16 protein-coding genes are annotated in these 18,605 nt (G+C 71.9%); 5 read left to right on the top strand and 11 right to left on the bottom strand.

What is annotated here, in order from left to right; genetic code table 11:
• Positions 1-161: 161 nt before the first annotated feature.
• The gene (locus ACFYR0_RS17345; RefSeq protein WP_389328007.1) at positions 162-893 is read left to right on the top strand and encodes an NDP-sugar synthase; all 732 of its coding nucleotides are present in this window, start codon (positions 162-164) and stop codon (positions 891-893) included.
• A 125-nt stretch (positions 894-1,018) separates the two neighbouring features.
• On the opposite strand, the gene ACFYR0_RS17340 is transcribed toward ACFYR0_RS17345, so the two are convergent.
• The 6 genes from ACFYR0_RS17340 to ACFYR0_RS17315 form a co-directional block, all read right to left on the bottom strand.
• On the bottom strand, positions 1,019-2,680 hold the full coding sequence (locus ACFYR0_RS17340) for a DoxX family membrane protein (RefSeq protein ID WP_389328004.1): 1,662 nt from the start codon (positions 2,678-2,680) through the stop codon (positions 1,019-1,021).
• Positions 2,681-2,797: 117 nt separating this feature from the next.
• Positions 2,798-3,739 carry a 23S rRNA (guanosine(2251)-2'-O)-methyltransferase RlmB gene (gene rlmB / locus ACFYR0_RS17335; RefSeq protein ID WP_389328001.1) on the bottom strand — a complete coding sequence of 314 codons (942 nt, stop codon included), beginning with the start codon at positions 3,737-3,739 and terminating at the stop codon, positions 2,798-2,800.
• A 92-nt stretch (positions 3,740-3,831) separates the two neighbouring features.
• Positions 3,832-5,232, bottom strand: coding sequence for a cysteine--tRNA ligase (gene cysS / locus ACFYR0_RS17330; protein WP_389327998.1), 1,401 nt, complete (start codon positions 5,230-5,232; stop codon positions 3,832-3,834).
• Positions 5,233-5,520: 288 nt separating this feature from the next.
• Positions 5,521-6,015 carry a 2-C-methyl-D-erythritol 2,4-cyclodiphosphate synthase gene (gene ispF, locus ACFYR0_RS17325; protein ID WP_389327995.1) on the bottom strand — a complete coding sequence of 165 codons (495 nt, stop codon included), beginning with the start codon at positions 6,013-6,015 and terminating at the stop codon, positions 5,521-5,523.
• Positions 6,005-6,778: a 2-C-methyl-D-erythritol 4-phosphate cytidylyltransferase gene (gene ispD / locus ACFYR0_RS17320; RefSeq protein ID WP_389327992.1), complete on the bottom strand. Its 774-nt coding sequence runs from the start codon at positions 6,776-6,778 to the stop codon at positions 6,005-6,007. The genes ispF and ispD overlap by 11 nt, the downstream gene beginning before the upstream one ends.
• 309 nt (positions 6,779-7,087) lie before the next feature.
• The gene (locus tag ACFYR0_RS17315; RefSeq protein ID WP_003953493.1) at positions 7,088-7,570 is read right to left on the bottom strand and encodes a CarD family transcriptional regulator; all 483 of its coding nucleotides are present in this window, start codon (positions 7,568-7,570) and stop codon (positions 7,088-7,090) included.
• A 629-nt stretch (positions 7,571-8,199) separates the two neighbouring features.
• On the opposite strand from ACFYR0_RS17315, the gene ACFYR0_RS17310 reads away from it, so the two are divergent.
• Entirely contained in the window at positions 8,200-8,835 is a 636-nt protein-coding gene (locus tag ACFYR0_RS17310; protein WP_389327989.1) for a DUF461 domain-containing protein, read from the top strand.
• Positions 8,836-9,088: 253 nt separating this feature from the next.
• Here the strand turns inward: ACFYR0_RS17310 and ACFYR0_RS17305 are convergent, their stop codons facing one another.
• Both ACFYR0_RS17305 and ACFYR0_RS17300 read right to left on the bottom strand, forming a co-directional pair.
• Positions 9,089-9,769 carry a response regulator transcription factor gene (locus ACFYR0_RS17305; RefSeq protein WP_073941673.1) on the bottom strand — a complete coding sequence of 227 codons (681 nt, stop codon included), beginning with the start codon at positions 9,767-9,769 and terminating at the stop codon, positions 9,089-9,091.
• Positions 9,766-11,070, bottom strand: a complete 1,305-nt coding sequence (locus ACFYR0_RS17300; RefSeq protein ID WP_389327986.1) for a sensor histidine kinase — start codon at positions 11,068-11,070, stop codon at positions 9,766-9,768. The genes ACFYR0_RS17305 and ACFYR0_RS17300 overlap by 4 nt, the downstream gene beginning before the upstream one ends.
• A gap of 293 nt (positions 11,071-11,363) precedes the next feature.
• Here ACFYR0_RS17300 and phoU point away from each other — a divergent pair, with 293 nt between their 5' ends.
• Both phoU and ACFYR0_RS17290 read left to right on the top strand, forming a co-directional pair.
• Positions 11,364-12,062, top strand: a complete 699-nt coding sequence (gene phoU / locus ACFYR0_RS17295) for a phosphate signaling complex protein PhoU (RefSeq protein WP_389327983.1) — start codon at positions 11,364-11,366, stop codon at positions 12,060-12,062.
• Positions 12,063-12,167: 105 nt separating this feature from the next.
• Positions 12,168-12,332, top strand: coding sequence for a hypothetical protein (locus ACFYR0_RS17290; protein WP_389327980.1), 165 nt, complete (start codon positions 12,168-12,170; stop codon positions 12,330-12,332).
• 100 nt (positions 12,333-12,432) lie between these two features.
• Here the strand turns inward: ACFYR0_RS17290 and ACFYR0_RS17285 are convergent, their stop codons facing one another.
• The 3 genes from ACFYR0_RS17285 to ACFYR0_RS17275 all read right to left on the bottom strand — a co-directional run bounded on the left by ACFYR0_RS17285 (position 12,433) and on the right by ACFYR0_RS17275 (position 17,601).
• On the bottom strand, positions 12,433-13,722 hold the full coding sequence (locus tag ACFYR0_RS17285; RefSeq protein WP_389327978.1) for an MDR family MFS transporter: 1,290 nt from the start codon (positions 13,720-13,722) through the stop codon (positions 12,433-12,435).
• A 393-nt stretch (positions 13,723-14,115) separates the two neighbouring features.
• Complete coding sequence (locus ACFYR0_RS17280; RefSeq protein ID WP_389327975.1) at positions 14,116-15,891, bottom strand: stealth family protein; 1,776 nt, start codon at positions 15,889-15,891, stop codon at positions 14,116-14,118.
• Between the two features lie 12 nt (positions 15,892-15,903).
• Positions 15,904-17,601, bottom strand: coding sequence for a stealth family protein (locus tag ACFYR0_RS17275; protein WP_389327972.1), 1,698 nt, complete (start codon positions 17,599-17,601; stop codon positions 15,904-15,906).
• A gap of 190 nt (positions 17,602-17,791) precedes the next feature.
• Here ACFYR0_RS17275 and ACFYR0_RS17270 point away from each other — a divergent pair, with 190 nt between their 5' ends.
• Positions 17,792-18,553, top strand: a complete 762-nt coding sequence (locus tag ACFYR0_RS17270; RefSeq protein ID WP_389327969.1) for a phosphoglyceromutase — start codon at positions 17,792-17,794, stop codon at positions 18,551-18,553.
• Positions 18,554-18,605: the final 52 nt, after the last annotated feature.

Here is an 18,605-nt window from a genome sequence, read left to right as displayed (position 1 = left end):
ACGGCTCCGCCGCACGGGCGCGAGCCGCACGGACGGTCCGCGGCCGTCGGAGCACAGCCCCGCGCCCCGGCGGGCGCACCGCCCGCCATGGGCCGACACACCGGGACCCGTCCCGCCAACCGCCCGGTAACCCCGCAACACGCACCGCGTACAGTGCGGGCATGACCGACCCGCACGCCGCCGTACGCCCCACCCAGGCCGTCATCCTCGCCGGAGGCCAGGGCTCACGCCTGCGCCCGTACACCGACGACCGCCCGAAGCCGATGGTCGAGATCCCCGGCACGGGCACGCCGATCATCGGCCACCAGCTGAACTGGCTCGCCGAGGAGGGCGTCACCGACGTGGTCGTCAGCTGCGGCCACCTCGCCGAGGTGCTCCAGCAGTGGCTGGGAACCGCGAACCTCCCGCTGACGGTCACCACGGTCGTCGAGACGGAGCCGCTCGGCCGCGGCGGCGGCCTGAAGTTCGCCGCGGCGCACCTGCCGCACCCGGACCGCGCCTGGTACGCCACCAACGGCGACATCTGGACCCGCTTCTCCCTGCGGGACATGGCCGACTTCCACGCCGAGCGCGACGCGATAGCGACCCTCGCGCTGGCCCGCCCCCGCATCCCGTGGGGCGCCGTCAAGACCGACGGCTTCGGCCACATCACGGACTTCATCGAGGCCCCGCCGTCGACCTTCGAGATCAACGCGGGCGTCTACGTCTTCTCCCCCGCGTTCGCCGGTCTGCTCCCCGAGCGCGGCGACCACGAGCGCACCACGTTCCCGCACCTGGCCCGGGAACGCCGCCTGGCCGGCTTCCCGCTCCCCCAGGGCTCCTACTGGCGCGCCATCGACACCGCCAAGGACCTCACGGAGGCGGCGAAGGAACTGGCCGGCCCGGGCCGCTGACAGCCGCGTACAGCCGCTTAAAGCCGCTTAAAGCCGCTTAAAGCCGCCGCGCGGCGTACGACGACGGGGTCCCGCACGGTCGCACCGTGCGGGACCCCGTCGTCCTGTGTGCCGGGGCGGGGCCGTCAGCCCAGGAGGCCGCCCACCAGTCCGGGCTGCTGCTCCTCGGTGGGCTCGCCGCCGCCGGTGCCCGTGCCGCCGGAGGATGTGGCGCCGCCGGAGCTGGGTCCGGAGCCGGTGCTCGGGGGCTGCTCCACCGGGGAGGACTGCTGCGGCGGGGCCTCGCCGACGGTGCCCTGGGTCTGGCTGGGCGCGCTGCCCGTGGGGGTGTCCTGGGTCGCGTCGGGCGTGGTCGCGGCGCCTTCGGTCGGCGCGGCCGACGGCGCGTCCTCGGCCGGCGTGGCGGCCGCCGAGGGGCTGCTGCTCTTCTTCTCGCGCTCGCCCGGCTTCTGGGGCAGCGGCGAACCGGGCAGCTCGTTGCGCGGGGCGTCACCGGGGCCGGGCACCACGATCCGGTCGGCGTCACGGACCGCGCCGCCGAGCAGGGAGCCGAGGAGCAGGGTGAGCCCGATGACGACGGCGCTGACCAGGGCGCCGCGGCGCAGCACGTAGCGGCGCAGCTCCCAGATGTCGGAGCGGGGGCCGAGCCTGCGCCAGGCCATGCCCGCCAGCCGGCCGTCGATGGAGTAGACGGGGGCGCCCGCGATGATCAGGGGCGACCAGGCGGCGAGGTAGATGATGTCGGGGGCGTCGTAGACGGGGACGCTCTTCCAGCTGACGGTGACCAGCAGCGCGGCCGACAGCAGCGCGCCGCCCACCGCGGCGACCCGCTGCCAGCAGCCCAGCACCGTGAGGACGCCGACGACCACCTGGAGGAAGGCGATCACGAGGCCCGAGCCGACCGGGTGGGCCAGGGCGAACTGGCGCAGCGGCTCGGCGACTTCCCACGGGTGCAGGGTGTTGAGCCACTTCACCATCGAGCCGCGGGTGCCGCCGTCGAAGTAGACGGGGTCGCACAGCTTGCCCATGCCGGCGTAGATGGAGATGAAGCCGAGGAAGACGCGCAGCGGGAGCAGGACGACGCCGAGGTTCATCCGGCGGCCGGGGTAGTAGGCGTGCCGCGCGGCCTCGTCGGCGTGCCGTCCGGAACGCCGTTCGGCGTCGGCCGGTTCGGGGTCGTCGAAGTCGAACCGCTCGTCGCCGTAGGCCGGTTCGCCGTACTCGGGGCCGTCGTAGGCGGGTTCGTCGTAGGCGCTGCCGACGGTGCGCATATGGGGCAGCAGGCGGGTGCCGGCGCCCTCGGGGGTGCGCTGGGCGCCGAGAACGGGGGTCTCGACGGTCTGGTCGAGCCCGTCGTAGACGTCGTCGTAGCCGGGGCCGCCCACGCCGACGCGCGGGATGACCTGGGTGGCCCCGGCGTCGGCGGTCTCCTCGGGGGCGCGGACGCCCGCCGTGCGCACGGCCTGGAGCAGGCGGTGGGCGCCGGTGTCGTCGGGGGCCGAGCGGCCGCTCCAGACGACGGGGCGGCGGCGGGCCGCGGCGGGGCGGGCCGCCGCGGCGCCACCGGCCACCGGGACGGCGCCCGAGTGCCGTGCGACCCGCACGGATTGGGCGCGTCGCGAGGAGGCGCCCAACTGCACGCGGAAACTCGCATGGTTGACGATGATCTGCGCCGGATCGCTCGGCACCTTCACCATGCTCAGCGCGGGAGCGTCATCGAGCCCGGAAGCGAATCCCGACGAGCGGTCCCCCGTCGGTGTGCGGGGTGTTCTGGTGTCCACACTCATCTAACCGAGTGACGCGAGGTTAGGACACTGCTTTGACCTGCCGGATCTGTCCGGACCCCGTCAAGCATGTCCTGAACGCCAGGATTACCCCGTACGAGTGATCCAGCGGACGCGTGTTCAGCCCCGTCGGCGTGCCGCCTCGTACAGCACGATGCCCGCCGCCACACCGGCGTTCAGCGACTCCGCGCCACCCGGCATCGGAATGCGCACCCGGAAGTCGCAGGTCTCGCCGACCAGTCGGGACAGGCCCTTGCCCTCGCTGCCGACCACGATCACGACCGGGCCCCCGAGCGCGTCCAGCTCGCCCAGCTCGGCCTCGCCGTCGGCGGCCAGACCGACCACGGTGACACCGGCCTTCTTGTACTGCTCCAGCGCCCGGGTCAGGTTCGTCGCACGGGCCACCGGCGTACGGGCGGCCGTACCGGCGGAGGTCTTCCAGGCACCGGCGGTCATTCCGGCCGCGCGGCGCTCGGGCACGACCACGCCGTGTCCGCCGAAGGCGGAGACGGACCGGACCACGGCACCGAGGTTGCGCGGGTCGGTGACCCCGTCCAGCGCGACGACCAGCGGGTCCTCGCCACCGTCGGCGGCGGCGTCGAGCAGGTCCTCGGGGTGGGCGTACTCGTACGGCGGGACCTGGAGGACCAGGCCCTGGTGGTTGAGGCCGTTGGTCATCCGGTCCAGCTCGGGGCGCGGGGCCTCCATGAGGTTGATGCCGCCGCGCTCGCCCGCGAGCTGGAGCGCCTCGCGCACCCGCTCGTCGTTGTCGATGAACTGCTGGACGTACAGCGTGTTGGCGGGCACGCCCTCGCGCAGCGCCTCGACGACCGGGTTGCGCCCGACGACCAGCTCGGACGTGCCCTTGCCGCCTCGGCCGCGCGCCACAGGGCGGCGCTGGACCTGCTTGGTCTTCGCGTTGGCGATGCGGTTCTTCTTGTGCCCCTTGCGCATCTCGGCGGGGGGCGTGGGGCCCTTGCCCTCCAGGCCCCGGCGCCGCTGGCCGCCGCTGCCGATCTGGGCGCCCTTCTTGCCGGACATGCGGCGGTTGTTCCCGGCCATGACCTACCTGTCTTTTCGTGTTGCTCGATACGTACGTCAGTGCAAGTGTGCCGCCCGAGTGTCCGGGCGGCACATTCGCGGTGGTCAGGGCCTCAGCGCTGGCCGATGCTCCAGCGCGGGCCCTGGGGGCTGTCCTCGATGACGAGACCGGACTGGTTCAGCTGGTCGCGGAGGGCGTCGGCGGTGGCCCAGTCCTTGCGGGCGCGGGCCGCCTCCCGCTGGTCCAGCACCATGCGCACCAGGGTGTCGACCACGCCGTGCAGGTCCTCGCCGCCGTCGGCCTCGCCCGCCCAGTGCGGGTCGAGCGGGTCCAGGCCGAGGACGCCGAGCATGGCCCGGACCTCGGCGAGGCGGGCGACGGCGGCTTCCTTGTCGTCGGCGGCCAGGGCGCTGTTGCCCTGCCGGACCGTGGTGTGCACGACCGCGAGGGCCCCCGGCACACCGAGGTCGTCGTCCATGGCCTCGGCGAAGGCCAGCGGCACCTCGGCGGCGGGCTCGACCGGTCCCCCGGCCAGCTCCACCACGCGCTGCACGAAGCCCTCGATCCGGCCGTACGCCGCCTCGGCCTCGCGCAGGGCCTCCTCGCTGTACTCGATCATCGAGCGGTAGTGCGGGGTGCCGAGGTAGTAGCGCAGGACGACGGGGCGCCAGTGCTTGACCATCTCCGACACCAGCACGCTGTTGCCGAGCGACTTGGACATCTTCTCGCCGCTCATGGTGACCCAGGCGTTGTGCACCCAGTACCGGGCGAACTCGTCGCCGAAGGCCCTGGCCTGGGCGATCTCGTTCTCGTGGTGCGGGAAGATCAGGTCCAGGCCGCCGCCGTGGATGTCGAAGGCGGAGCCCAGGTACTTGTGGGCCATCGCCGAGCACTCCAGGTGCCAGCCGGGACGGCCGCGGCCCCACGGCGTCTCCCAGCTGGGCTCGCCCGGCTTGACGGCCTTCCACATCGCGAAGTCGCGCGGGTCGCGCTTGCCGGTCTCGCCCTCGCCGGAGGGCTGGAGCAGGTTGTCCAGCTCCTGGTTGGACAGCCTCAGGTACTCGGGGAACGACCGTACGTCGAAGTAGACGTTGCCGTCGGCCTCGTAGGCGTGACCGCGCTCGATGAGGCCGCGCATCATCTCGACCATCTCGGTGACATGGCCGGTGGCGCGGGGCTCGTAGGTGGGCGGCAGGCAGCCGAGGGCGGTGTAGCCGTCGTTGAAGGCGCGCTCGTTCTCGTAGCCGATCGCCCACCAGGGGCGGCCCTGGTCGGCCGACTTGGCGATGATCTTGTCGTCGATGTCGGTCACGTTGCGGATGAACGTGACGTCGTAGCCGCGGTAGGCGAACCAGCGGCGCATGATGTCGAAGTTCAGGCCCGAGCGGATGTGCCCGATGTGCGGGGCCGCCTGCACGGTGGCGCCACAGAGGTAGATCGAGACACAGCCCGGCGTGAGCGGGGTGAAGTCACGGATCTGCCGGGCGCTGGTGTCGTACAGGCGAATAGTCACGGGTCCAGGGTAGTGGGCGCCGAGTAGTGCGGGGCGCCGTAGTGGTGTATCGCCGATTTCGTCCGCGGGTCGGCGCGGGGCCGCTGGGGCCCCTGCGGTGGAACGCGGCACGGGTGCCGCCCCGAACGGCACCCGTGCCGCCCCGAACACCCGGTCAGGACATACGTTCCCTACGGTCGGCCCGGGGTGGCGCCGCCCCGGGACCCGCCGGACCGGCTTCGCCGCGGGCACCCCGTCGTGCCGCCGGACCGGCTTCGCCGCGGGCACCCCGTCGTGCCGCCGGTGCCGTCAGGCCACCCGCGCCACCAGGGCGGTGGCGATCGCCATCAGGCCCTCGTCGCGGCCGGGGAACCCGAGGCCGTCCGTCGTCGCGCCGGACACGGACACGGGTGCTCCCGCCGCCTCCGAAAGGATCTTCTGCGCCTCGTCCCGCCGCTTGCCGATCTTCGGGCGTGGTCCTACGACCTGTACGGCGATGTTGCCGATGACGAAGCCCGCCTCGCGGACGATACGGGCCGCCTCCGTCAGCAGGGTGACGCCCGACGCGCCCGACCACTCGGGGCGGCCGGTGCCGAAGTGCTGTCCCAGGTCGCCGAGGCCGGCGGCGGAGAAGAGGGCGTTGCAGGCGGCGTGGGCGACGACGTCGGCGTCGGAGTGGCCGGCCAGGCCGGGGCCCTCGCCCTCCCACTTCAGCCCGGCGCACCAGAGCTCGCGGCCGTCCTCGAAGGCGTGGATGTCGGTGCCGATGCCGACCTGCGGGAGCAGCGGTGCCTCAGAAGCCATCGTTGAGCCTCCTGCGGGCCAGGACCGCCTCGGCGAGGACCAGGTCGAGGGGGCGGGTGACCTTGAAGGCTTCCTCGTGGCCGGGGACGACCACGACGGGGAGGCCGAGCTGCTCGATCATGCTCGCGTCGTCGGTGACGTTCTCGGTGACCGACCCGTGGGCGCGCTCCAGCGTGGCGCGGTCGAAGCCCTGGGGGGTCTGCACCGCGCGCAGCCGGGCGCGTTCCGGGGTGGCGAGGACGGACTCGGGCGCGCCCGGGGCGGCGGCCGGCTCGACCTCCTTCACGGTGTCGGCGAGCGGCAGCGCGGGCACCACGGCGGGGGCACCCTCGCGGACGGCCTCGATCACGGCGTCCACGGTGTCGACCGGCACCAGGGGGCGGGCCGCGTCGTGCACGAGGACGATGTCGTAGCCGGGCGGCAGGGCGTCGAGGCCGAGCCGGACGGATTCCTGGCGGGACTCGCCGCCGGGCACGACGAGGAAGTCGGTGCGGTCGGGCAGCGCGTGCGCGTCGAGCATCGACTTCACCTCGGCGGTGCCGTCGGGCGGGGCCACGACGAGCACCAGGGAGACCGCGCGGGAGGCGGCCATCGCGCGCACCGCGTGGATGAGCATCGGCGTGCCGTTCAGCGTGCGGAGCGCCTTCGGGGCACCCGGGCCCAGACGTACGCCCCGGCCGGCGGCCGGGATGACGGCGGCGGTACGTGCCGCACGGGCCTCGGAGGCGGTGTCCGAGGGCGAGGGACGCGAAACGTCAGACATCGGTTCCTGTCAGGTTTGTGTGCTCGGCCTGGGTGGGTATGGCCTCAGCGGTGCCTGCTGGGCACGGGTCGGCCGGCCCCTTCCGTGACTTCCGGCCGAGCCGGTGCCCCGGGCCCGCACAGTACCGGGGGACACCCTCCGGCGTACGGAGTCAGCGCACCTCCGGCGTTCCGTCGGTCCGGCCTTCCGGGTCCGGATACGAACATGCCGCAGCGCCCGGCGACAGGGAAAGTGTCATCGGGCACCGCGGCATATCGGTGTGCTGAGCCGACCGGACTCGCGCCCGGGTCAACGGGGCTCGCGCCGCCTTTAGGAGGCGAGAACCTCGTCGAGCAGGGCCTCGGCCTTGTCCTCGTTGGTGTTCTCCGCGAGGGCGAGCTCACTCACCAGGATCTGGCGGGCCTTGGCGAGCATGCGCTTCTCACCTGCGGACAGTCCGCGCTCGCGCTCGCGACGCCACAGGTCACGCACGACCTCAGCGACCTTGATGACATCGCCGGAGGCGAGCTTCTCCAGGTTTGCCTTGTAGCGACGGGACCAGTTCGTGGGCTCCTCGGCGTACGGCGCGCGCAGCACCTCGAAGACCCGGTCGAGCCCGTCCTGCCCGACCACGTCACGCACGCCGACGAACTCCGCATTGTCCGCTGGCACACGTACCGTCAGGTCACCCTGGGCGACCTTCAGCACCAAGTAGGTCTTGTCCACGCCTTTGATCTGGCGAGTTTCGATGGCCTCGATCAGCGCGGCCCCGTGATGGGGATAGACCACGGTGTCGCCAACCTTGAACGTCATGTGACAGGTACCCCTTCCGTGGCTATCCAGAGTAACACGGAAACGACGGTTCCTGAATGGCGTTTTCGCAGGTCAGGGCATATCTCGGGGCTTGACAACAGCAACAGGGACGTGCTGCGGCGGGGTGGCGGAACCAGGTATTCGCAGGTCGGAGCGGCTCTCCGTACGGGCTGAAACGAGCACGTCACACAAGCCCGGAGCCTCCTCCGCACGGCCGAACATCCCGATATGTCCACTTCCAAGTGATCGACTTCCGCTACTCCGTTCGGTGCGACGAGTCGGGTACCAGACGAATCCGGAATTGATCCGCTCAGTCGTCCGGCCCGGCCTCCGGTGATCAATTTCCGGGGCCTTGGCGCATTCCTTCACGGAAAATTTGCGAGCGGATCGCCGGGCATTGCGGCAGTGGTTTGTGTGAATGCCGGACGGGCCCCGCCCGAAGTGACTCCGGAGTCACCTTCACGGGTGCGTGAAGGTGCCATGTACCCCCCGCCGGGCGACGCGACCGGCCGGGGGGAGGGTCGGGTGCGGCCGCGCGGGAACGACTCGGTAACCTGGGGCCGCTGACAGACACTTAGAGCGGCTTTGTTCAGGAGAGCCGCCCCTGCGTTCAAGGAGATTCCGCCGCCGTGAGCAGCAGCCTTCGACGCGGCGCCCTCGCCGCCTCCGTCATCGCGTTCTCGATCGCCTCGCTCGCCGCCTGCGGCGCCGGCAACGACGCTCAGACCCTCGGCATCAAGCCGGACAACGCGGCGACCAGCATCGGCGACATCAAGATCCAGAACGCCGTGGTGATCATCCAGCCCGAGCGCGAGGCCGAGGGCCCGGCCGCGGTCTCCGCGACCCTTTTCAACTCCGGCGACTCCGCCCAGACGGTGGACTCCATCACCGTGGACGGTGTCGGCCCCGCCGAGATCAAGCCCGCCTCGGGCGGCTCCCTGACCGTCCCGGCCGGCGGCTCCGTCGTCATCGGCGGCGAGGGCAACGCCTCCGCCGTGCTGGCCGACGGCAGCGCCCTCGTCGACGGTGCCAACCAGAACGTCACCTTCGCCTTCAGCGAGACCGGCGACGTGAGCCTGACCGCCTTCGTGGTGCCGTCCCAGAGCTACTTCTCCGGCTGGGGCCCGACCCAGGTCCCGTCCGCCCCGGCGGAGTCCGCCGAGCCCGCCGAGGGCACCTCGGAGTCCCCCTCGGGCACGCCGACCGACCAGGCGTCCGCCTCCGCCTCCCCCTCCGAGAGCGCGGAGGGGGAGGCCGGTCACTGACCCGCCGCAGCCGTACGACGAAGGGCGGGACCTCCGAGGAGGTCCCGCCCTTCGTCATGGGTGACGTGGTCCGCGCGGTCCGGCGCGGGTACGGCCTACGGCTCGAACTTGTACCCCAGGCCACGCACCGTCACCAGGTAGCGCGGGGCACCCGGGTCGGGCTCGAGCACCCTTCCCCACGCACCCCTCACACCGCTTCGCGGGCATCGGGGTGCTGCGCCGGACTCCGTCCGCCGACCGTGACGACCACGGCCTACGGCTCGAACTTGTACCCCAGGCCACGCACCGTCACCAGGTAGCGCGGGGCACCCGGGTCGGGCTCGATCTTGGCGCGGAGGCGCTTGACGTGGACGTCGAGGGTCTTGGTGTCACCGACGTAGTCGGCGCCCCAGACGCGGTCGATCAGCTGCATACGGGTCAGCACCCGGCCGGCGTTGCGCAGCAGCATCTCCAGCAGGTCGAACTCCTTCAGCGGGAGGTCGACCTTGGAGCCCGACACCGTCACCACGTGGCGGTCGACGTCCATGCGGACCGGGCCGGCCTCCAGGGCCGCCGGGGCCACCTCCTCCGGCTCGCCGCGGCGGCGCAGCACCGCGCGGATGCGGGCGACCAGCTCGCGGGAGGAGAAGGGCTTGGTGACGTAGTCGTCGGCTCCTATCTCCAGGCCGACGACCTTGTCGATCTCGCTGTCCTTGGCGGTCACCATGATGACGGGGACGTTGGAGCGGCCGCGCAGCTGACGGCACACCTCCGTGCCCGGCAGGCCGGGCAGCATCAGGTCGAGGAGGACGAGGTCGGCGCCGTTGCGCTCGAACTCGTCGAGTCCGTCGGGGCCCGTGGTCGCGACTGCGACCTCGAAGCCCTCCTTGCGGAGCATGTACGACAGGGCGTCGGAGAAGGACTCCTCGTCCTCGACGACGAGCACTCGGGTCACGGAAGGACCTCCGGGGCGGAAAGCGTCTGGTACGCGGTTGACTCGGGGGGAGGGGAAGACGTGGTGCGGGACGTGTGGGCCGTGTGTCCCGGCGCGCCCGGGTCGCTCTCGTCGTCGCCGAGGGCGGGGTGCTGGTGCGCGCGGTCGCGGGCGGCGCCCGCCTCCGGCAGTCGCAGGGTGAACGTGGAGCCCTGTCCCTCCGAGCTCCACACCGTGACCTCCCCGCCGTGTGAGGCGGCCACGTGTTTGACGATCGCGAGGCCCAGACCCGTACCGCCGGTGGCGCGGGAGCGGGCGGGGTCCACGCGGTAGAAGCGCTCGAAGATGCGCTCCTTGTCCTTGTCGGAGATGCCGATGCCCTGGTCGGTGACGGCGATCTCGATCGATTCGCCGCCGACCCCGTCCACCCGGCGGGCGGCTATGCCGACGCGGGTACGGGCGGGCGAGTAGTTGACGGCGTTCTCCACGAGGTTGCCGAGGGCGGCCGCGAGCTGGCCGCGATGACCCCACACGTGCAGGTCCGCGTGGCCGCCGGCGGCCATGGTGATCTGCTTGGTGCCCGCCTGGTGGCGGCAGCGGTCGATGGCCTCGGCGACCAGTTCGTCCACCCGGACCGGCTCGGCGTCCTCCAGCGGGTCGTCGTTCTGCACCCGGGAGAGGTCGATCAGTTCCTGGACCAGGTTGGTCAGCCGGGTCGCCTCGATCTGCATACGGCCCGCGAAGCGCTGGACGGCCTCGGGGTCGTCGGAGGCGTCCATGACGGCCTCGGAGAGCAGGGAGAGCGCGCCGACCGGGGTCTTGAGCTCATGGCTGACGTTCGCGACGAAGTCCCGCCGGACCGCTTCTATGCGCCGGGCCTCGGTCAGGTCCTCGACGAGCAGCAGCACCAGACGGGAGCCGAGCGGGGCGACCCGGGCGGAGACCGCGAGGGCCTCGCCGCGGCCGCTGCCGCGCTTGGGGAGGTCCAGCTCCACCTGCCGTATCTCGCCGTCCCTGCGGGTGTCGCGGGCCATCTGGAGCATCGGCTCCACCGCGAGCTTGCCGCCGCGCACCAGACCGAGGGCGTAGGCCGCGGAGCTCGCCTTGACCACGGCGTCCGCCTCGTCGAGGACGACGGCCGAGGAGCGCAGCACCGACAGCACGGTGTCGACGCCCGGCGGGAGCACGGGGTCGGTGTGCAGAGAGGTCCTGGTGGGCCGGCTCAGGTCGCGTTCGCTCCAGCGGAACGCCAGCATGGCGATGACGCCGGTGAGCACACCGGCGATCGCTGCCGCTGCGGCGACCGCCGCGTTCACGTCCATGCGTCCAGGTTAGGCATGGCGAACGGTATGGCCACAGCCATGGATATGCGACCTCGAACACTCGTCGCCCAGAGTTCACCTTGGAGCCAGTGCTGATTCATTTGGGGTGGCCGAAACGGACGCGTACAGGGCCGAACGTGGGAACGTAGGGGCGGAACCCCCTGGGAACTGTTGAGCGACCGCGGGGGCGAGCCCCCATGAGATCGCGGGGCCGGCGCCCCGGTCACCCGGGGCCGGGCCCCGGGTGGCCGCGGGGGCGCCACCCCCTGGAAGACGCACGAGAGGGAACCCTGATGCGGGACGCGTACCACGAGGAACTGGACTCGATCGGCGACGGACTGGTCGAGATGGCCCGGCTGGTCGGGTCGGCGATCGGACGCGCCACCACGGCCATGCTCGACGCCGACCTGAAGCTGGCCGAGCATGTGATCGAGGCCGACAAGAAGGTCGACGAGCTCCAGCACGACCTGGAGGCCCGCGCCATAGCGCTGCTGGCCCGCCAGCAGCCGGTGGCGACGGACCTGCGGATCGTGGTGACCTCGCTGCGCATGTCCGCCGACCTGGAGCGCTCCGGCGACCTCGCCCAGCACGTGGCGAAGCTGGCCCGGCTGCGCTTCCCCGAGCGGGCCGTGCCGCAGGACCTGCACGCCACGATCCTGGAGATGGGCCAGCTCGCGCAGCGCCTGATGGCGAAGGCGGCCGAGGTCATCGTCACCAAGGACATCGACCTGGCGCTGCAGCTGGAGCAGGACGACGACGCGATGGACCTGCTGCACCGCACGCTCTTCCAGCACCTCATGGACGACCGCTGGAAGCACGGCATCGAGACGGCCGTCGACGTCACCCTGCTCGGCCGCTACTACGAGCGGTTCGCGGACCACGCGGTGTCCGTGGCCAAGCGCGTGGTGTTCCTGGTGACGGGTGAGCACGCGGACGAGTTCCAGCAGGACAGCCAGCCGGAGATCCAGCCGACGGGCGGGGGCGCGGCCTAGCCGACGGGCGGGGACGCGGTCCAGCGGTTTCGCCTCCGTGCGCCGTTGATGCGCCCGGTGGGGCGGGCATGGAATGGGTAAAGCCACCAGCCCATAGGAGGGACCATGGCCGAAGCCCCCGGTACGTCCAGTGGCACGCCCGACCCCACGCAGGAACGCGCGACCGAGCAGCCCGCCGAGATCCGGAACCTCATGGTGATCGGCGCCTGCGGCTGCGGCTCGGGCTGCGGCTGCGGCTGCCAGTCGGGCAATCCCTGCCAGTGCGGCTGACCAGCGTCGACGAACGCGAGGCCCCCGGTGTGCGGCACCGGGGGCCTCGTCATGTTCGCCTTCCCGGCGCCGGGTGAGGGGCTCGGCAGGGTGTGGGGGCTCAGCCTGGCGTGATGCTCGGCTCGCCGTCCGGGAGGGTGTCCGGCAGCGGGCGTACGGCAACGGGCTTCGGCTCCGCCGGGGCGGGCTCCCGGGGCAGGGAGCGCATGAGGAGCCAGTAGCCCGCCGCCGCGATGGTGCCGATCAGCGCGCAGGCGCCCCAGAGCCACTCCGCGCCGAGGTGGTCGAGGAAGACACCGGACATCAGCGGGGCGACCAGCGCGGCGACGGACCAGGACATCGTGTACATGCCCTGGTAGCGGCCGCGGCCGTGCACCGGGGAGAGACGGACGACGACGCCCGTCTGGGTGGGCGCGTTGACGATCTCGGCGAGGGTCCACACGCACACCGTCAGGGCGAAGGCGGCCACCGAGCCCGCGAAGGCCGTCAGCGCGAAGCCGTAGCCCGCGAGCAGGGACGACACCACCAGCAGCCACTGCGGGTCGCGGTGTTCGATGAAGCGGGTGACCGGGATCTGGAGGGCGACGATCAGCACGCCGTTCACGGCGATGGCCAGGCCGTAGTCGGCGGGCGTGAAGCCGGCCTCGCCCATGGCGACGGGCAGGCCGACCGCGCCCTGCTGGAAGATCAGCGCGACCAGGAAGGAGAGCCCGACGACGCCCATGAAACGGCCGTCGCGCAGCACCGTGCCGAGGCCGACCTCGTCGTCCTCGGCCCGGTCCCCGGCCGTCCTCGCCGGCCGCGACTCCGGCAGCTTCAGGAAGACCACGATCGCGCAGGCCAGGGTCATGGCCCCCTCGATGAGGAAGCCGGCGAGATAACTGACCTCGGCGATGAAGCCCGCGCCCGCCGAGGAGACGGCGAAGCCGAGGTTGATCGCCCAGTAGTTGAGGGAGAACGCCCGGACCCGGTCCTCGGGACGCACGATGTCCGCCATCATCGCCTGCACGGCGGGCCGGGAGGCGTTGGAGGCCATGCCGACCAGGAAGGCCACGGCGGCGATGGCGGCCGGGTGGTGCATGAAGCCGAGCAGCGCGACCGAGAACGCCGTGGAGGTCTGGGCGATGAGCAGCGTGGGCCTGCGGCCCAGCCGGTCCGTCATCACGCCCGCGCCCAGCGAGGAGATCACGCCGCCGAGCCCGTGCAGGGCGGCGACCAGACCGGCGTACGAGGCGGAGTAGCCGCGGTCGAGCGTGAGGTAGAGCGCCATGTACGTGGCGACGAAGGCGCCCAGCCGGTTGACCAGCGTGCTGGTCCACAGCCACCAGAACGCGGGTGGGAGGCCGGAGACCGACTCCCGCACGGCACGTCTCAACGAGGCTGGTGACATTGCGCATCCCCCACGGCTGTAAGCGGCTCAAGCGGCAGCCACAACTTACGAAGGCGGCTGCCGCGAATGCCACCGAATTGACGGGGGGCGTCAATCGTGGGCCGGGCGTCACGGCTGAGGCCGGGGCGTCAGCCGCACCCGGCGCTCACAGGGTGCCTTCCCCGGAGGGGGGACCCTCAGCGCCCACCCGTGCCGCCCAAGGGGCGCGAGGCTGTACCGATGTACGGCTCCGCCGCGCACAAGGGGCGCGGGGAACTGCGCGACCAGCCACGCACTGCCCGCAGACGAACACGCAGGTCGGCCACCCCCAAAAGGGGCGCGGGGAACTGCGCGAACGGGGGCGGAGCGGCCCGCGGACCGACCGCTCCTCAGGGGCGGCCGGGGGACGCCCCCTCAGCGCCTGACCCGCGCCGCCCTGTCGCGCGGCAGCGCCTGCGCCCCCACCACCGGTGCCTTCTCGAACCGGCTGGGGAACGGATACTTGCGCTCCAGGAAGGACCGGATCGCCTTCTGGGCCGCCGAACGGGCCGCCGGAGGCGTGTCCACGTCGTTCAGGCAGAAGAAGTCGACGTCCTCGCCGGCCGCGAGCCGCGCCAGCCGCTGCCTCATGTCGGGCGAGCCCAGCTGCACATAGCGGAAGAGGTACTCCGCCGGCACGGCCCGCCCGGTCGCGATCGCCCAGTGGTGGTGGAGGGTCGACGCGGGCGCCACGTCCGAGGTGGAGCGGAACCGGGAGTACGAGGTGCGCTCCAGCTCCTCGATGCCGAGGCCCTCCATCTCCCGCATCACCGACAGCAGTTGGGGATGCGGGGTGTGCAGGGACTTCTGGGTGATCTGCCGCCCGTGGAACCGCTTGATGACCTCGCGGGTGTTCTTGCCCGCCGAGTTCGGCGCGGGCTCCAGCGGATGCGGAGCGCCCACCCCGAGCTTCAGCGGCGAGAACGGGATCCGCGCGATGCCGCTGCCGTGGAAGAAGTGCTCGGCCCCCACGGGGCGGTTGATGAACACGTCGTCGTTGAAGTACAGGAACTGGTCGGACAGGCCCGCTATGTGGTGCAGGCGGCTCTCGATCGCGTGCGAGTTGAACACCGGCAGCGCGTCCGCCGGGAGGATGTCCCGGTGGTCGACGACGGTGATGCCCTCGGCGCCCGGGTCCAGCCAGGCCGGCACCTGGGAGTCGGTCACCAGGTACACGTGCCGGACGAAGCCTGCGTACATCTCCAGCGAGCGCAGGGCGTACTTCAGCTCGTCGTGGCTGGTGTAGCGGGAGTCGCCGGTCTCGCGCGCGGCGATGACGTTGTCGGACCGCTCCTGGTGGGCGCGGCGCTTGGCGGCCATCGCCGGGTCGTTGCCGTCGACCCAGGTGTAGACGGCGTCGACGGGGAACAGCACGTCGTCGATGCCCGGCTCCGCGAACGCGGCGAACGTCGGCACGGCACGGCGGTGCCCCTCCGCCTCGGCCGGCTTCTGCGCGGACTCCGGGAGGACCTCGGAGACCGGGTTGCGGCGCGGGGCGACCAGGGCGGCGCCGTAGACGTCCTCCAGCCGGTCGCCGGGCACGGTCAGATGGGCGGGCTCGCCGCCCAGGTCCCGGCCGTGCCGCCAGAACTCGATGTCGCAGCCCGACTCCAGCCCGCTGAGCACCTGCCCGGCCGGGCCGAGCCGCACCAGGCCGGTCCGCAGGACCGAGGCGCCGCGCAGCGCCCGGGGCAGCCTGCCGTCGGCCCACAGCACCGCGCTCGACACGCTGCCGTCGGCCGCCACGGCACCGACGTAGGCCGCCGTGCCCGCGAAGTTCTGCCGGGCGCGGGCCAGGACGGCGCCGCGGTGCTCCTGCGCGACCCCGACCACCCGGCGCGGGGCGCCGCCGCCGTGGCCTGAGGGGACCAGGAAGTACGGCACACCGGCCGCCTCCAGCAGCGTGCAGACCTGTTCCAGGTCCGCCTCGGCGGCGTCGGCGGCGGTGTAGCCCGTGACCATGGACCCGTACAGCCGCGACGGTCCGAAGGCGACCTTGCGCAGCCCGGGGACCGTGCGCCGCAGGCGGCGGCGCGAGCGGGACCCGCGCAGCACCCACAGCCGGGCGGCCAGCCACAGCCGGAGGCGGAGCAGCAGGTCCCGGGCGGCCCGCATGCCCGCGGGTGCCGGCAGGCGGTGACGTATCTCCATGGTCTCGGTCCGTCAGTTCCGCTTCTCGAAGGGGCTGGGGAACGGGAAGTAGTTCTCCAGGAACTCGGACATCCGCACGTGCACCTGCTCGCGCTCCTCCGGTGCCACGTCGACGTCGTTGAGGCAGAAGAAGTCGAACCGGCGGGTCGTCTTCAGGTCCTCCAGCCGCTTCTCGGCGTCCGGGCGGCTGATGTTGACGTAGCGGAAGCCGAACTTGCCCGGCACACCGCTGCCCTTGATCAGCGAGTAGTTGTAGAGCATCGGAGCCGTCACCGCGATGTCCGACGGGGAGCGGAAGCGGGACGCCGTGGTGCGCCGCATGTCCTCGGGGAACAGCTCCTCCAGCTCCAGGAGCGTGCCGCGGTGCTGCGGGAGCGGGGTGTGCATGAAGTTGTTCGTGGTCATCTTCCCGAACTTCTCCAACAGCAGCGCGCGCACGTTCTTGCTGGCGGAGTTGGTGGCCGTCTCCTCGGCGTGCGGCTTGCCGACACCGATCTTGAGCGGGGACACCGGGACGCGCAGCAGGCCGCTGCCGTGGAAGAAGTGCTCCGGGGTGATCCGGCGGCCGGCGAACACGTCGTCGTTGAAGTACAGGTAGTGCTCGGACAGGCCCGGGATGTGGTGCAGCCGGGTCTCGATCGCGTGCGAGTTGAACACCGGCAGGACGTCCGCGGGGAAGATGTCGCGGTGGTCGACGACCGTGATGCCCTCGGCGGTGTCGTCCAGCCAGTGCGGCTTCTGGCCGTCGGTGACGATGTAGATGTGCCGCACGAAGTCGGCGTACATCGCGAGCGAGCGCAGTGAGTACTTCAGCTCGTCGTGGCTGGTGTAGCGGGAGGCGTTGGTCTCCTTGTCCAGGATCTCGGCGGTGCCGCGGTCCTGGTACCTGGCGCGCTTGGCCCGCATCGCGGGCTCCTCGCCGTCGACCCAGGTGTAGACGACGTCGACGGGGAACGTGACGCGATTCACAGGGTCCAGGGTCAGCGGGGCGAAGCTCGGCAGCTCCCGCTCGCCGACCTTCACCATGACCGGCTTCTGCTCGGAGGCGGGCAGAACGTCGGTGATGCCGTTGTTGCGCGGCGCGATCAGGGACTCACCGAATATGTCCTCGGAGGCCTGCGGCTGCACCTTGGCGAGCCGGGCCTCGCCCGCCTCGGTGGCGAGGAGGCGGCCGCCGTCCTCCCAGAACTCCACGTCGCAGGCCAGCTCGGGGCCGGCCAGCAGCTGACCCTTGGGGCCGAGGAGGTTCTCGCCGACGCGCAGCACGGGTGCCGTGCGCAGTCCGGAGGGCAGGACGCCGTCCAGGAACATCGCGGGGTGCTTGAGCTGCCCGCCGGGCACCGGCCGGCCGATGAACACGGCCTTGCCCTCGTACAGGTTCTCGAGCGCCGCGATGAAGCGCGCGCGGTCCACGGAGTTGACGCCGACGATGTGGCGGGTCCGGGCGGTCGGCACCAGGAAGAAGGAGATGTTCGCCTTCTCCAGCGCGGCGACCACCAGGTCGAGGTTGGAGGCGGCGGCACCGGCGGCCGTGAACTCCGTCACCACCCGCCCGTAGAGCTGCTGGCCGCGCACGTCGATGGGACGCAGCACGGGGTCCGTGACCGCTGCCCTGCGGCGTCGCCGCATCGTCCGCAGCTGCCAGACTCGCTCGGCGGCCTTCCGCTCGACTCGCGGACGCATCCGCCGCGCAAAGGAACGCACGGTCACGTTTCTGTGCTCCTCATCTGAACCGCTACACCTGCGCTGATGGGACAGGTGGATGTGGCAATAGGTTGTGGAAGAGTTCACCTTAATTTAGACAAGCGCCCGGCCGCCCCTCCGACCGCCCACCGGACGGCCCGATGGGGCCAAGGCCACACTCGGACCGGGCCCGGTTTCGTTAGGTAGGCTCAAGGCCATGGCCGACGCACCGTACAAGCTGATCCTCCTCCGCCACGGCGAGAGCGAGTGGAACGCGAAGAACCTGTTCACCGGCTGGGTGGACGTGAACCTCAACGAGAAGGGCGAGAAGGAGGCAGTCCGCGGTGGCGAGCTCCTGAAGGACGCCGACCTCCTCCCCGACGTGGTCCACACGTCCCTCCAGAAGCGCGCGATCCGCACCGCGCAGCTCGCCCTGGAGTCCGCCGACCGCCACTGGATCCCGGTCCACCGCTCCTGGCGCCTGAACGAGCGCCACTACGGTGCCCTCCAGGGCAAGGACAAGGCCCAGACCCTCGCCGAGTTCGGCGAGGAGCAGTTCATGCTGTGGCGCCGCTCGTACGACACCCCGCCGCCGCCGCTCGAGGACGGCACCGAGTTCTCCCAGTCCGGCGACGCGCGCTACGCGACGATCCCGCCGGAGCTGCGCCCGCGCACGGAGTGCCTGAAGGACGTCGTCCAGCGGATGCTCCCGTACTGGTACGACGGCATCGTCCCGGACCTGCTGGCCGGCCGCACGGTCCTGGTCGCCGCCCACGGCAACTCGCTGCGCGCCCTGGTCAAGCACCTGGACGGCATCTCCGACGCCGACATCGCGGGCCTGAACATCCCCACGGGCATCCCGCTCGCCTACGAGCTCGACGCCGACTTCAAGCCGGTCGTCCCCGGCGGCACGTACCTCGACCCCGAGGCGGCCGCGGCGGCGATCGAGGCGGTCAGGAACCAGGGCAAGAAGAAGTAGTCCGCGCCGGGGCGTCCTGTTGACCGGTCCTGTCGGGGCCGGTCGGGGCCGG

Origin of the sequence: Streptomyces sp. NPDC005017 (assembly GCF_042873115.1) — a bacterium.
Taxonomy (GTDB): domain Bacteria; phylum Actinomycetota; class Actinomycetes; order Streptomycetales; family Streptomycetaceae; genus Streptomyces.
The sequence above is the reverse complement of the archived record's forward strand: the minus strand, read 5'-3'. Positions and strand labels throughout refer to the sequence as shown.